The following is a 14,770-nucleotide window of genomic DNA, read 5'->3' as shown; positions in this document are numbered from 1 at the left end:
ATGTCATTGTTTCTTCATTTATGTATAATGCAAGTTTTATGCCAAAATGAAAATCAAGGCATGCTATGAATGAGGGCAGCTGAAACTGCAAAAAAAATTTGCATTGAATATTTTTTTTTGCACCTGTAGTGCAAATTTTTTTTGCATAATAGTTCATTCGCAGATAAAATAACAGAAACGTATGGAAAAGGAGAAAACATTCATGCACAAAACTTTTTTAAGTGAGATTTTTAAGCAGATTATCGATGAAATGGATATAGGTTTGCATGTTATTGATGAAATCGGCCAAACCATTGTATACAACAAAAAGATGATGCTGATGGAATCTATGGAGTTAATTGATGTGATTGATAAAAATCTGCTGGAAGTTTTTAAATTTAAAAGTGATCAAGAAAGTACACTTTTGCAGGCTCTCCACAAAGGAAAAGAAACAAAAAATGTTAAGCAAACATACTTTAATAACAAGGGAAAGGAAATTACCACCATCAATAATACATTTCCTTTGCTGATAAACGGAGAGATCAGGGGAGCGGCCGAGATTGCCCGGGATGTTACAAAGCTCGAAAAACTCATCAGGAATAATGCCGCAAGGAAAGGAGACACTGCTTATACTTTTGAAAGTATTATTGGAGAAAGCTCATTAATAAAAGAAGTGATAGAACATGCGAAAAGGGCGACACGAACGTCATCATCTGTTCTTATAATTGGGGAGACAGGAACCGGTAAAGAGCTTTTTGCCCAAAGCATACATAATGGCTCCGCAAGATCAGCTTCTCCTTTCGTTTCTCAAAACTGTGCAGCGATTCCAGACAATCTGCTGGAAAGTATTTTATTCGGGACAAAAAAAGGGGCCTTCACCGGATCTGTTGATTATCCAGGCTTGTTTGAGCAGGCGCATGGAGGGACTCTGCTGCTTGATGAAATTAATTCCCTCAATATCAGCCTTCAGGCAAAGCTTTTAAGAGTTTTGCAGGAAAGGAGCATCAGGCGAATCGGGGACAGCAAGGATATCTCGGTTGATGTCAGAATAATTGCGACAATTAATGAAGATCCGATAGAAGCGATAGCAAATGGCCATCTGCGTAAAGACCTTTATTACAGGCTGGGGGTTGTCACTTTGTTCATACCACCATTAAGAAATAGAATGGAAGATATCCAGCCGCTTGTCGAAAGCTTTATTGCCGATTACAATTCACTTTTTCAGATGGAAGTAAAAGAAGTTGAAGGAGAGGTGCTGTCTTCTTTTTATCAATATGATTGGCCCGGAAATGTCAGGGAATTAGAACATATCGTGGAAGGAGCCATGAATTTAATCATGGATGAAGAAAGCATAGAGTATGCACATTTGCCTTTTCATTATAGAAACAAATTTATGTTTAAACATGCAAAACCCATACAGCTGGCCGCCAAAAAAGATAGTAATCCGGAAAAAATTACTTCATTAAAAAAATATTTGAAAGAGGCAGAAAAAAGCTATCTTAAAAAGGCCTTGGATATGAATTCGCACAACATTACAAAAACTGCTGAAATGCTTGGAATCAGCCGCCAAAGCCTTCAATATAGGATAAAAAAATGAGTCTCGATCATAATTAATAAAATGAAGTGAAGGAGATGACCATAATTTAAGGGAGACATTTATGAGGAGTCAATTGCGTACGAAACAAAAATCTTTCATTAATAAATAATTTTCTTAAGGAGTTCTATATCCGAGTATATTAAGGTTTTGATTTCCGGAAACGGACATTTAAAATAATCGTTTGTAAGTTTTAACAGTTCAAGTGCCATGATGTTCTTTTCATTTTCTGAAATCACAATTATTACACCTCGGCTGTATATAGTTTTTTTAGACTATGGTATGATATCCTTTTTTATAAAATAATAAACATTTAGTTGCGAAGACCTTGATTTTTCCCACGGGGAAAATGTGCAAAAGGTGCTTACATCCTATGGAAGGGCTCCTGTGGCTTAAAACCAGAAATAACATGTTTATATGCCAGAACCGCTTTAACCAGTTAAAAACATTGCTAGCATATCTATTTAGTTTTATAATCATGGAGATATGCGTCAATCGGTTACTGGATATTCGTATAGATATATTTATATTATGCAATTACTCTAAATATTACACTTGGACTAGGAGGATCAGTTTGAGGATACCTATATTAAAATTAAAAGAAATGCTGCTGGTTTCAATACAAGTAGAATTAGATGATGAAAGTGCAATCATGCTTCAGGAAGATCTGTTAAAGAAGATACATGAAACAAGCGCAAATGGAGTGGTCATAGACTTAACTTCTTTAGATATGGTGGATTCTTTCATTGCAAAAGTATTAGGTGATGTTGTAAGCATGGCTAACCTGATGGGAGCAAAGGTAGTGCTCACAGGCATACAGCCAGCTGTTGCCATCACTTTAATAGAGCTTGGAATCCATCTTTCAGGCATAGATACAGCTATTGATCTAGAGAATGGTGTTGAGAAATTAAATAATTTATTAGGGTGAGGTGTTTGGTAGATTTTATGCTGCAGTCATTTGATGAAAGTGAAAAATCCATTGTTATCGACATTAACAATGAAATGGACATAGTCCTGGCTCGCCAAACAGGAAGAAAAGTCAGCAAAGAGCTGGATTTCAGCCTTGTTGATCAATCAAGAATAACCACATCCATTTCAGAATTGGCTAGGAATATATATAAGTATGCATTGCCAGGCAAAATCATTATAGAGGCCATTATAAAAGAAAATAAGCATGGCATTAAAGTGATTGCGGTTGATGAGGGTCCTGGGATTCCTGATATAAAAAAAGCACTTGAAGATGGGTATACTACATCTGGAGGCCTTGGTGCCGGCGTTCCTGGTGTGAAAAGGCTCATGGATGAATTTGAAATTTACTCTGCCGTTGGTGAGGGTACAAAAATTATCGTAAAAAAATGGAAAAAATAAATTTCGGTGAAAATAAACAACTAGGGAATACAAAACCTATGGAACAGGCAATGAAATATTTCGCAACTAGGAGCTATAAAGGTACCTGCCTGAATGATATTTAATAAAAAAGCTGGTAAAAATCCACAATCTATAAACGTTTCCATATCAAGGAATAATGATATCTGGCTGTCCTGCATGAGCATGAGCGAAAAATTTCTATGCTGGATGGCCGGTTTGCTGATTGAGAAAGAAAAACTTCCTGCCAGATAAAATACCATATACCTTTAGCTCCTCAGATAGTATTTAAGCTCTTCACCTTAAATACTATCTGAGAAAATGCATTCTCTCTATGTGCAGCTATTTTATGACAGCCCTTTCAATATTTGTACGGAAAACTGTCTGCAGGATAATGATTAAGAAAATATTATTATTGAAGAAGATGTGCTTTTTGAATGCTTCTGGGGAGAAATCTCCCCTGCTTAAGTACTGTTTTGACCTAAGGGCAGGCATTCATTTCATTAAGTGCCATACATATCTCAAAGAATAAAACTAATCAAGGGAAAAAAAGATGGATGAACAAAACCTCCACCTATATGACTACTTAATGAGCAATCTCTCGCGGATAACGGATGAATGGATTGCACAAAGAAATGAAGAATTAGGTTCTATTTATTCGAAAAATATGAGTGATGAAATAGAAGCTTTACTTCGCAGCCAAAACAAAATGACGAATGAGACAGTTGCGAGCGCTTTACTGGATGAAAGTCTTTTCCGCAAAAAGAAAGAAAATTGGGCGCTTATCGTAGCCGGCAGCAGGGCTAAGAGCAATACACCCATTCATGAAGTCTTAGATTCTATAAGTAAAGTCCGATCTATATATTGGAGGTTTGTCGGGGAATATGCAGACCTGCACCAAAACTTAATTTCCCAAAAAGTGCTGATATATTGGAGTTCTATTATTCATGGCGCTTTTGATCAATTACAAAGTAAGTTTGCTCACACCTATTTTTTGATCATGAATAAAAGGCGATCAGCTCAGCAGGCGCTGATCGAAGAATTAAGCTCTCCTGTTATTCCGGTTACTGCTACAAAAGGAATTTTGCCTTTAATCGGCGATATTGATACACTGCGTGCACAATTCTTGCTTGAATCCATACCTGCTAAATGTTCAAAAGCGAATATTGAACATCTTTATATCGATTTATCTGGCGTTTCCATTATTGATACAATGGTGGCACAAAAGTTATATCAATTAACAAAAATACTTAGTTTGCTGGGAATTGAGTGCCTGATTACTGGAATCCGCCCGGAAATTGTCCAAACCTCTGTCCAGCTGAGGCTGGACTTTACAGGAGTAAGCACGTTCAGTTCCCTGCAGCAGGCTTTAAGCAAGCATGCATTTGAACTGGGAAAAGAACTGCTTCCTATGTAAAATGGACATAATTTTATCTAATAACCAAAGACTCTTCTGCTGAAGAGTCTTTTTACATTCTGTTGCTGCTGCGGTTTTTGGTCATCTTTCTCCGATGTGCTCTCAAAAACTCAAACCTATTGGTTTTCTACAACAAAGGTTAATCGGCATTTTCATTGAAAGAGAATCTTTATTTAAACTAGTGCTCAGCTCTCAAACCTTTTCCTGAATGTAAAGTTAATTAGGATACCTTGTTAACGAAGATCCCGGTATAAAAAAATTCCTATTTTTTAACGTGAACAGAGCAGGCAAGTTTAAAAGGGCAGACATCTAAGTCAGGTGCATTTTAATGAAAGGCTCTTTTCTTAAAGATTGTTGTTTTTTAATATGTTCTGTGAGGTGATCCCATTGTTAAACCAGGTTGATTGGAGCGTAAGGTGCGAGACTCCTGCTTAGATTAGCGGAAAGGCGAGACCCCGAAGCATAGCTGGGGAGGTTCACCGTCCTCCCCGTGGAAAGCGAGCATCCGGGGCGGGAAATAACGAAAACAGCCTATTGAAAAAAAGGGAAATGAGGACTCTGAATCGAAACAGTTAGCAGACGGCAAAACCAGGAGGGCATAATGAATAAATATAGTTTGTTGGGCAAGTTTACCGTTCAAGAGGGGCAGCGGGAAACATTGACAGATATATTGCTGGAAGCAGCAGATTCCATGATGAATCTGGATGAATGTCAAATATATCTCGTGAATATTTCAGAAGTTGAATTAAATGCTGTTTATGTTTATGAAGTGTGGAGTGATGAAGGAGCCCATCAAGCGTCGCTGACTCTTGAAGCCACACAAACATTAATAAAGCGTGCAAAACCAATCATAACTGGCATAGAAAGAATCAGTACCCTCAAAACAGTGGGAGGAAAAGGCATTCAAACAGCGGGCAGGAATAAAGCTGGTTTAAAGGGAAAATCCCTCTAAACCAGCTTTTGGCAAGCTTCTAAGTTCATTTACCTTATTTTTTCACCCATTTATCATCACTGTTTTTTTTATATTCATGCTTTACAGCACTCCACGCCACTTTGAATGCGGTTTCTTCTTCCTTATATTCCTTGCTCGCTGAATTGAAGGCTTCTTTAAAAATTTCCTGGGCATGATGCGGAAGATTATCCTTCACTGCTTCAGGAAGTTCGTTTAGCGAATTGTATGGCATATTTTACTCCTCCTTTTATACTTCGTTAATTGCCTGCTTTTTTATTCTTTAAACGTATCTTAAAGACAGCATTCTGGGGAATGTACTAACAATGCATTTTAAAGTATTTATATTGTTTCCTTTTTTTCTTGTACATGAACACGAAGTGAAATTGTGGGAGCGCACATTTTTGACTGTTATAATTGAAAGCTGAATGGGGCAGAAGCTGCAGGTCCCTTAAAGTCTTCTGTTTTTAACAGGGGGGTCTTGCATCTTGATTTCAATAAATACTTGAATGCATACTCGGTATAGGAGTAGATATAAAAATCCCCCCCAGAAAACTGGGCGGGATTTTTATAATTAATTTTTATATGGCCTTAGTCCGCGTTTGTCTATTTCGTTTTTTAAACACCTGATAACATCCTTATCCTTTTCCGTCGATACTGCATTACGATATGAAACCACTAATTGCTCGTTGCTCATGATTTTCATTATGCATCCCTCCTGGTAAGGTTTTAAGTACTTAATTATTATATATGTTTTCAGAAAGTTTAAAAAGCAAAAAGAATTGTTAAATTTCGGATCAGCAGAAAGATAAACCTAAAATCAAAAACATAAATATATTATGTCAACTTTCCCCTGCCATTCTAACATGGAACTAAACGATGGATAGCCATTCATTCAGACACCACTAAAAGTAACCTCATTTGGTTAATGGATATATAAAGGTTACTAAGCCCGCTGCTGAAGAAATATAAGGGTTTATTTAAAAGCCAGCGAGGGAAGGGGACATACATATAAGAAATGCCGTTAAAATCCAACCAAATAAGGTTCATTATTTCTTTTTACATTTCTTCCAAACCATTCTTTGTTTGAAACTGCGTTTTTTTTACATGCTAATAAGGTATGGATGCATGATGGAGATATTATTTTTTAATATGTAAATTCTTGAAATGCTCTCTATATGATTTACAGGATTTAGGTATTGACAGGGAAATGTCTGTAATTGCAGGGCTTTTGTACAGCGGAAAATGTTCGGATAATTTAAACTAATTGATTTTTAGTAACCTGGACTGAATAGTCCTTGCAACCGCTATCATTAGGAATATAACTGGATTTATGGGATAATTCAGCTTGCGCCATTGATATAAAAGGCTTTATAGCTGTTCACAATATATACACAAATCGCTTGACCTGTTAAATGTAAAGAGTTATTATGGTTACGTTATGTTACCAATGTGAATATAAGAACAGTTAATTCGATCTTTAGATTTAAGGATCTTTTTATACAAAAGGGGGATTACCATGGATACCATGACCTTTGTTTTATTCGGGGGAACAGGTGATTTAGCTAAAAGAAAAATATACCCTGCCCTTTATAATTTGTTTATGGAAAATAAAATGCCGGATGTTTTTTCTGTGGTCGGTTTGGGAAGAAGTTATATGACGCATACTGAATTTCAGCAGTATGTAGAAGAGTCAATCAATACATTTTCCCGCAGCAAAAATAACGATTCTGCAAAGATGGAAAAATTCCTGTCAGCTTTCGCTTACACTACTTTGGATGCTGCAGACAAAGAGGATTTCACTAAATTGCTCGAGCTTGTTGAAAAGCGCGAACAAGAATTGCAAATCTCACAAAACCGTATGTTCTATCTGTCGGTTGCACCTAAGTTCTTCGATATTATCGCAGCCAATATTAAGGAAAGCGGATTAGGATCAGTTTCAGGCTGGAAACGCCTGATCATCGAAAAACCATTTGGACATGACCTTAAATCAGCACAAGAGCTGAATGCTAAGTTAAGCCAGTCTTTCGATGAAGATGAGGTGTACCGTATTGACCACTATCTTGGTAAGCCGATGGTGCAAAACCTTGAGGCACTGGAATTTGCTAATCCTGTACTTCAGGCGCTTTGGAATAACCAATATATCGCAAATGTCCAAATTACAGCTGCGGAAATCGTTGGTGTTGAAGAGCGTGCAGGCTATTATGATCAATCTGGAGCGATTCGGGATATGTTCCAAAATCACATGCTTCAAATGCTGATGATGACTGCCATGCATCTTCCTAAGCGGATTAGCGCCACTGATATCCGCGATGAAAAACGGAAGGTACTTGAATCTCTTCGTCCATTAACGGAGGAAGATGTTGCTTCCCAGGTTATTCGCGGGCAATATGCTGAGGGCGAAATCAATGGCAAAGAGGTAGTTGGCTATAAGTCAGAACCTGGCATTGAAGAGACTTCACAAAATGACACTTTCATCGGTGCAAGATTATGGATCGATGATGAATTCTGGGCTGGTGTACCTTTTTATATCCGCACAGGGAAAAGAATGAAAGAAAAGTCTACGCGCATTGTGGTTGAATTCAAAAACCCTCTAAAAGAGTTATATGGAAAAGGCAGTGAAGAAACTGCGCCAAATCTTTTAGTGGTTGAAATTAATCCGAACGAGGGTGTTTCATTACTACTTAATAGTAAAAATCCGGGGAACGGCGGAAAGATTGAACCAATTAAAATCGATTATGTGACAGATAACCATGATGTTCCTGAAGCATATGAGCTTTTAATTCACGATGCACTCCGCGGCGATTCAACTTTCTTTGCCCACTGGAATGAAGTTGAATTATCCTGGAAGTATGTACAGCCAATTCTGAATGCATTTGAAAAGAACCTGGTTCCGCTTCAATCATACAAATCAGGCTCTTATGGCCCTGATGCTGTCCATAACTTGCTTAAGGAAGATGGCTTCAAATGGTGGCTTGATGGTGAAGGCACTATCAAAGGAAATGAATTAACACTGCAAAAATAACGAAAACGAAAAAACGTGATGGGGGATTAAAAAGCATGACAACAGAAATCCAGCAATTAGCAGTCAATACTATCCGTACATTATCAATCGATGCTATTAACGCAGCAAATTCCGGCCACCCGGGATTACCAATGGGTGCAGCTCCAATGGCATATGCACTTTGGGCAAACCACTTGAACCACAATCCTGGAAATTCAAAATGGTTCAACCGCGACCGTTTCGTCCTTTCTGCAGGACATGGTTCAAGTATGCTATACAGCATGCTTCACCTTGCAGGCTATGATGTGTCAATTGAAGACTTGAAAGGCTTCCGTAAATTGAACAGCAAAACTCCTGGACATCCTGAAGTTGGCCATACTGAGGGTGTTGAAGCAACAACCGGCCCTCTTGGACAAGGTATTGCGACTGCAGTAGGCATGGCAATGGCTGAAAAGCACTTAGCCGGAAAATTCAATAAAGAAGATAAATCAGTAATCGACCACTACACATATGCACTTGTTGGTGATGGTGACCTTTCAGAAGGCATCTCATACGAAGCTATGTCAATGGCTGGACACATGAAACTTGATAAATTGGTCGTTCTTTATGATTCAAATGATATTTCTTTAGATGGAGAATTGAACCTTTCCTTCTCAGAAAACATCCAAAAAAGAGCAGAGTCTGCTAACTGGCAGTACCTTCGCGTTGAAGAAGGAAACGATGTAGAAGCTGTTTCTAAAGCAATCGAAGAAGCTAAGAAAAACACTGAGCAGCCTACACTAATCGAAGTAAGGACTATCATCGGTTTCGGAAGCCCGAAAGTTGCCGGTTCAAACAAGGCCCATGGTGCTCCACTTGGTGCAGAAGAAGCCCTTTTAACTAAGAAAGCTTACAGCTGGTTATTCGATGAAGACTTCTATGTTCCAGAAGAAGTGAAAGCTCACTTTGCAGAGCTTAAGGAACAAGGCGCACAAACAGAAAGCAAATGGAATGATTTATTCTCTTCTTATAAAGAAGCTTACCCTGAATTAGCTGATGAGCTTGAAAAAGCAATCAAGGGCGAAGTTTTAATTGATGCAAAGGATGTTCTTACTTTCTCACCTGATAAAGCAATCTCAACCAGGGTAGCAAGCGGAGAAGCAATCAACCATTATTTGAAAACTGTTCCTTCTATCTTTGGAGGAAGTGCTGACCTTTCTCACTCAACAATGACTGAGATTAAAGGTGAAGAAGCATTTGCAGTTCAATCAGATGCAGGAAGAAACATCTATTTCGGTGTACGTGAGCATGCAATGGGTGCAGCTGGAAACGGTATGGCTCTTCATGGCGGAGTAAAGCCATTTGTGAGTACATTCTTTGTTTTCAATGATTACCTTCGTCCAGCAATCCGTATGGCAGCAATCTCTAAATTGCCTGTAACGTTTGTGTTCACACATGATTCTATCGCTGTAGGCGAAGATGGCCCTACACATGAGCCTGTTGAGCATCTTGCGGCATTGCGTGCAATTCCTGGCTTGACTGTTATCCGCCCGTCAGATGCCAATGAAACAGCAAATGCATGGGCATACGCACTTCAGCAGACAGAAGGTCCAGTTGTGCTAGTTCTTAGCCGTCAAAACCTACCTGTATTTGAAGAAACAAAAGGCAATGTAGAAAACCTTAAAAAAGGCGGATATATCCTGACTGAAACAAACGAAAATCCTGAGCTTATCCTGATTGCTACTGAATATGAAGTATCATTAGCAGCAGACGCAAAAGCAGAATTGGAAAAAGAAAACCTTTCAGTACGCGTAGTTGCAATGCCAAGCTGGGAATTATTCGGTGCACAAAGCAGCGAGTACAAAGAAAAAGTTCTTCCATCTTCTATCAAGAAACGTGTATCTATCGAAGCTGGTACTTCACTTGGATGGGAACGTTTTGTAGGATTTGAAGGAAAGACAGTCAGCATCAACCAATTCGGAGCATCAGGAACAGGCAACGAAGTATTGGCTATGTTCGGATTCTCTGTTGAAAATGTTGTTAAAACAGCAAAAAGCTTGCTGTAATTTATACAAAAAGAAATAATTACATGATGTTTGAAGGAAGATATAAGCGTGAGCATATATCTTCCAAACTTGAGGAGGCAATTAGCATGCAAGTAGGATTAGTTGGTTTAGGTAAAATGGGATTAAATATCGGTATGAACTTAATCGATCACAAACATGAAGTAGTAGCATTTGACTTAAATGCAAGTGCTGTTGAAGAAATGCAAAAATATGGTGCTAAAGGCACTTCAAGCTTAAAAGAGCTTGTTGAATCTTTAGAGAAGCCAAGAGTTCTTTGGATCATGGTTCCTCACTCTGTTGTAGATTCAGTAATCGGCGAAATCAAACCTTTCCTTTCTGAAGGAGATATCGTGATTGAAGCTGGAAACTCTCATTACAAAGAGTCTATCGCTCGCTACAACGATTTGAAAGAAACTGGCGTGCGCTTTATGGATGCTGGTACTTCAGGCGGTATGGAAGGCGCTCGTAACGGAGCTTGCTACATGGTCGGCGGAGATCAAGAAGCTTGGGATATCGTTGAGCCTATCTTCCGTGATACAGCAGTTGAAAATGGTTACTTGTATGCAGGTAACATCGGAAGCGGCCATTTCTTGAAAATGGTTCATAACGGCATTGAGTACGGTATGATGGCTGCTATCGGCGAGGGCTTTGAAGTTCTTGAGAAAAGTGATTTCAACTTTGACTATGAAAAAGTGGCTAAAGTTTGGAACAATGGTTCTGTAATCCGTTCATGGTTAATGGAGCTTACTGAAAATGCATTCTCTAAAGACGCTAAGCTCGACGGCATCAAAGGAATCATGCAATCTTCAGGAGAAGGAAAATGGACTGTTGAAACAGCTCTTGACCTTCAGGCAGCAACTCCAGTTATTGCTATGTCCCTATTAATGCGCTACCGTTCACTAGATCAAGACACTTTTAATGGTAAAGTTGTCGCTGCACTTCGTAACGAATTTGGCGGACACGCTGTAGAAAAGAACTAATAAACCTGTTATTACGTCCTAAGGCACGTTACGCCTATTGTGCCTTGGGACCTTTTTTAGACATAAAAAATCAAATGGAGGCTATCCAACATGAAATTTTTCTTAGATACTGCAAACTTGGATGAAATTAAAAAAGGCTACAAAATGGGTATTTTATCTGGTGTAACTACTAACCCTTCTCTAGTTGTTAAAGAAGGCGTTAAGTTTGAAGACCGCATCGCAGAAATCTGCCAGGCTGTTCCAGATGTAGAATCTGTATCTGCTGAAGTAACTCCAATCGCTCTTACTGCTGAGGATATGATTGCCGAAGCTAATGAGCTAATTAAAATTAACGGCGGAGACAAAAAAGTTACAATTAAACTTCCTATGACTGTTGCTGGTTTGGAAGCTTGCCGTTACCTGACTAAAAAAGGTGTAAGAACAAACATCACTTTAATCTTCACAGTGAACCAGGCGCTATTGGCTGCGCGTGCAGGAGCTACTTATGTTTCTCCATTCTTGGGCCGTTTAGATGATATCTCTGAAGACGGAGTTCTTTTAGTAGAAAAAATTGCTGCTGTATTCCGCACTCATAATCTTGATACACAAATCATTGCGGCATCTGTCCGCCACGCAGACCACGTTACACGTGTAGCAATGGCAGGAGCACATATTGCAACAATGCCTCTTAAAGTAGTTGAACAGCTTACTAAGCATCCATTGACTGATCAAGGAATGGAAAAGTTCTCTACTGACTGGGAAAAAGTTGTAAGCAAATAATGAATGAAAACTGATTTACGGGGTGGATTTTTCACCCCTAAATCTTTTTTTTATCTTTTTTTAAGAAAAAAGCTCATAATTTAGAGAAAAAAAGGAGTAATGCCTTATGACTATATCTTTTGATTATAAAAATGCTTTGTCTTTTATGCAGCAAAGTGAAGTGGATAATCTTGGCGAATTCGTTAAAACAGCACATCACATGCTTCATGAAAAAAAAGGTCCTGGCTCTGATTATTTAGGCTGGGTAGACCTTCCTGAAGCATATGACAAAGAAGAATTTGCCCGTATTAAGGAAGCTGCTAAAAGAATCCGTTCTAATTCAGATGCTCTTGTTGTAATCGGGATTGGCGGTTCATACCTTGGAGCACGTGCTGCCATTGATGCATTAACACATACTTTCCACAATCAAATGAAAGATACAACGCAAGTATACTTTGCAGGACAGAATATCAGTCCTTCTTATATCACACATTTGCTTGAGCTTTTGGAAGGAAAAGATATTTCCGTTAATGTTATTTCTAAATCAGGTACAACAACTGAACCAGCTATTGCCTTCCGCATCTTCCGTGATTACATGGAGAAGAAATACGGAAAAGAAGAAGCTAAAAAACGTATTTATGCTACTACAGATAAAGCTAAAGGCGCTTTGAAACAGGTTGCAGATGAAGAAGGGTATGAAACCTTCGTGATTCCTGATGACGTAGGCGGACGCTACTCTGTATTGACCGCAGTCGGCTTATTGCCAATCGCGGCAGCTGGCCTTGATATCGACAAAATGATGGAAGGTGCAGCAGCAGCAGCTAAAAAATATAATAATCCCGAGCTAGAATCAAACGAGAGCTACCAGTATGCAGCAGTAAGAAACGCTCTTTACCGCAAAGGAAAAACAATTGAATTGCTTGTAAACTACGAGCCAAACCTTCATTATGTTTCTGAATGGTGGAAACAGCTGTTTGGAGAAAGTGAAGGAAAAGATCAAAAAGGTTTATTCCCTGCATCTGTAGACTTCACAACAGATTTGCATTCAATGGGCCAATATGTACAAGAAGGACGCCGTGACTTGTTAGAAACAGTTCTTCAAGTTAAGAAACCTGCTATCGATGTAACGATTCAGGAAGATCCTGCTAACATTGATGGATTAAATTTCCTTGCTGGAAAAACCATGGATGAAGTAAATAAAAACGCATTCCAAGGAACAGTGCTTGCACATGTGGATGGTAATGTGCCAAACCTTGCAGTTGAACTTGATGAGTTAAACGAATTCACTTTTGGAGAAATGGTATACTTCTTCGAAAAAGCCTGCGGAATCAGCGGCTTGCTTATGGGCGTAAACCCATTTGATCAGCCGGGTGTTGAAGCATATAAGCGTAACATGTTTGCATTGCTTGGTAAACCAGGATTTGAAGCAGAAAAAGCTGAATTGATGAAGCGTTTATCCAAATAATATTGCAGGAAGAGTGCCTTTGCCAGCGAACAGCTTTGCCCTGGCAGGGGTGCTCTTTTGCTTTTTATGGCAGGTCCTTTTATACAGCTTTTCATGTTGATTTTGCCTTAGGGGCGGAATACGGCAACGTAACCATAAATCAGCAGAAAACCTTAATAAAACAAAGTGCTGCCCGCTTGCTCCACTTTACTCCTTACAATCAACATGTTACTTTAAGTAACCGTCAAACTCGAAAGCTGGGACGGTTCCCTCCATCATTTTACAGCCTAAAATACCTGAATAAGTATTGACGAAAGACTTTGTTGGGTATAATATGGTTACATAAAGTTACCAAAATATAATATAATTAATTGCCGAAAGAAGGATTTTGCATCATGGATATACTACTGGCTCTTCTTCCTGCAATATTCTGGGGAAGCATTGTGCTGTTTAATGTAAAACTTGGGGGAGGCGCCTATAGCCAAACACTTGGTACAACCCTTGGAGCACTCATTTTCTCGATTATCATTTATTTCACTATTCATCCGGTACTGACACCTTATATTTTTTTAATCGGCATCATATCCGGCTTGTTCTGGTCACTTGGCCAAAGCAATCAATTAAAAAGTATTGAATATATAGGAGTCTCAAGAACCATGCCCATATCAACCGGCATGCAGCTTGTTGCAACCTCTCTTTTCGGGGTAATTGTGTTTAAAGAATGGGAAACTTCGACTGCTGTTATTTTTGGGATATTAGCTTTGGTATTCATTATCATTGGTATTATTTTAGCATCCTTAAATGACAAAAATGCGGAGAAGCAAAGCGGAAGCTTTAAGAAAGGGGTCATCACACTTCTTCTTTCTACTCTGGGTTACCTGGTATATGTAGTCATCGCCAGGCTAATGAACGTGGATGGATGGTCTGCATTATTTCCGCAAGCCATTGGCATGGTAATAGGAGGATTAATTCTGACCTATAAACACAAGCCATTTAACAAATATGCCATCAGGAATATAATTCCTGGCCTTATTTGGGCTTCTGGAAATTTATTTTTGTTCCTTTCGCAGCCTAAAGTAGGCGTTGCAACAAGCTTTTCACTCTCCCAAATGGGAATTGTCATTTCAACACTTGGAGGGATTTTTCTCTTGGGGGAAAAGAAAACGAAACGTCAGCTGATTAGTATTGCTCTGGGCATCATTTTAATCATTGCTGGAGGAGTTTTTCTTGGCATGGCAAAAGCCTGACATGTTCC

At 38.9% G+C, this 14,770-nt stretch carries 13 protein-coding genes; 11 read left to right on the top strand and 2 right to left on the bottom strand.

The genetic code is table 11. The annotated features are described in order from the left end of the window. Nucleotides 1-202 precede the first annotated feature (202 nt). From ACN6MY_RS14505 to ACN6MY_RS14485, 5 genes are all read left to right on the top strand, one after another. Nucleotides 203-1,576, top strand: a complete 1,374-nt coding sequence (locus ACN6MY_RS14505; protein WP_419880830.1) for a sigma-54 interaction domain-containing protein — start codon at nucleotides 203-205, stop codon at nucleotides 1,574-1,576. A 565-nt stretch (nucleotides 1,577-2,141) separates the two neighbouring features. Next, on the top strand, nucleotides 2,142-2,501 hold the full coding sequence (locus ACN6MY_RS14500) for an STAS domain-containing protein (protein WP_083392273.1): 360 nt from the start codon (nucleotides 2,142-2,144) through the stop codon (nucleotides 2,499-2,501). Between the two features lie 17 nt (nucleotides 2,502-2,518). Further along, a complete protein-coding gene (locus tag ACN6MY_RS14495) occupies nucleotides 2,519-2,941 on the top strand; it encodes an anti-sigma regulatory factor (protein WP_419884174.1) in 423 nt (140 codons plus the stop codon). Nucleotides 2,942-3,491: 550 nt separating this feature from the next. Next, entirely contained in the window at nucleotides 3,492-4,355 is an 864-nt protein-coding gene (locus ACN6MY_RS14490) for an STAS domain-containing protein (RefSeq protein WP_419880829.1), read from the top strand. 601 nt (nucleotides 4,356-4,956) lie between these two features. Next, nucleotides 4,957-5,307: a putative quinol monooxygenase gene (locus ACN6MY_RS14485; RefSeq protein WP_419880828.1), complete on the top strand. Its 351-nt coding sequence runs from the start codon at nucleotides 4,957-4,959 to the stop codon at nucleotides 5,305-5,307. 34 nt (nucleotides 5,308-5,341) lie between these two features. Here the strand turns inward: ACN6MY_RS14485 and ACN6MY_RS14480 are convergent, their stop codons facing one another. Next, nucleotides 5,342-5,539 (bottom strand): ChaB family protein, encoded by a 198-nt coding sequence (locus ACN6MY_RS14480; protein ID WP_090990283.1) that lies wholly within the window; start codon nucleotides 5,537-5,539, stop codon nucleotides 5,342-5,344. A 339-nt stretch (nucleotides 5,540-5,878) separates the two neighbouring features. Next, entirely contained in the window at nucleotides 5,879-6,010 is a 132-nt protein-coding gene (sda, locus tag ACN6MY_RS14475) for a sporulation histidine kinase inhibitor Sda (protein WP_071353150.1), read from the bottom strand. Between the two features lie 813 nt (nucleotides 6,011-6,823). On the opposite strand from sda, the gene zwf reads away from it, so the two are divergent. From zwf to ACN6MY_RS14445, 6 genes are all read left to right on the top strand, one after another. Continuing rightward, complete coding sequence (gene zwf, locus ACN6MY_RS14470; RefSeq protein WP_419880827.1) at nucleotides 6,824-8,329, top strand: glucose-6-phosphate dehydrogenase; 1,506 nt, start codon at nucleotides 6,824-6,826, stop codon at nucleotides 8,327-8,329. 35 nt (nucleotides 8,330-8,364) lie between these two features. Beyond that, nucleotides 8,365-10,353 (top strand): transketolase, encoded by a 1,989-nt coding sequence (tkt, locus tag ACN6MY_RS14465; RefSeq protein ID WP_419880826.1) that lies wholly within the window; start codon nucleotides 8,365-8,367, stop codon nucleotides 10,351-10,353. An 86-nt stretch (nucleotides 10,354-10,439) separates the two neighbouring features. Next, entirely contained in the window at nucleotides 10,440-11,333 is an 894-nt protein-coding gene (gene gnd / locus ACN6MY_RS14460) for a phosphogluconate dehydrogenase (NAD(+)-dependent, decarboxylating) (protein ID WP_071353153.1), read from the top strand. Nucleotides 11,334-11,423: 90 nt separating this feature from the next. After that, complete coding sequence (gene fsa, locus ACN6MY_RS14455; RefSeq protein WP_419880825.1) at nucleotides 11,424-12,092, top strand: fructose-6-phosphate aldolase; 669 nt, start codon at nucleotides 11,424-11,426, stop codon at nucleotides 12,090-12,092. A gap of 106 nt (nucleotides 12,093-12,198) precedes the next feature. Beyond that, nucleotides 12,199-13,536, top strand: a complete 1,338-nt coding sequence (locus ACN6MY_RS14450) for a glucose-6-phosphate isomerase (RefSeq protein WP_071353155.1) — start codon at nucleotides 12,199-12,201, stop codon at nucleotides 13,534-13,536. Between the two features lie 374 nt (nucleotides 13,537-13,910). Then, nucleotides 13,911-14,762, top strand: coding sequence for a GRP family sugar transporter (locus ACN6MY_RS14445; RefSeq protein ID WP_419880824.1), 852 nt, complete (start codon nucleotides 13,911-13,913; stop codon nucleotides 14,760-14,762). Nucleotides 14,763-14,770: the final 8 nt, after the last annotated feature.

Source organism: Peribacillus sp. B-H-3, from assembly GCF_048572925.1.
Lineage (GTDB): Bacteria > Bacillota > Bacilli > Bacillales > DSM-1321 > Peribacillus.
Note: the sequence above shows the minus strand (reverse complement) of the source record. Positions and strands in the feature narration are given on the sequence as shown.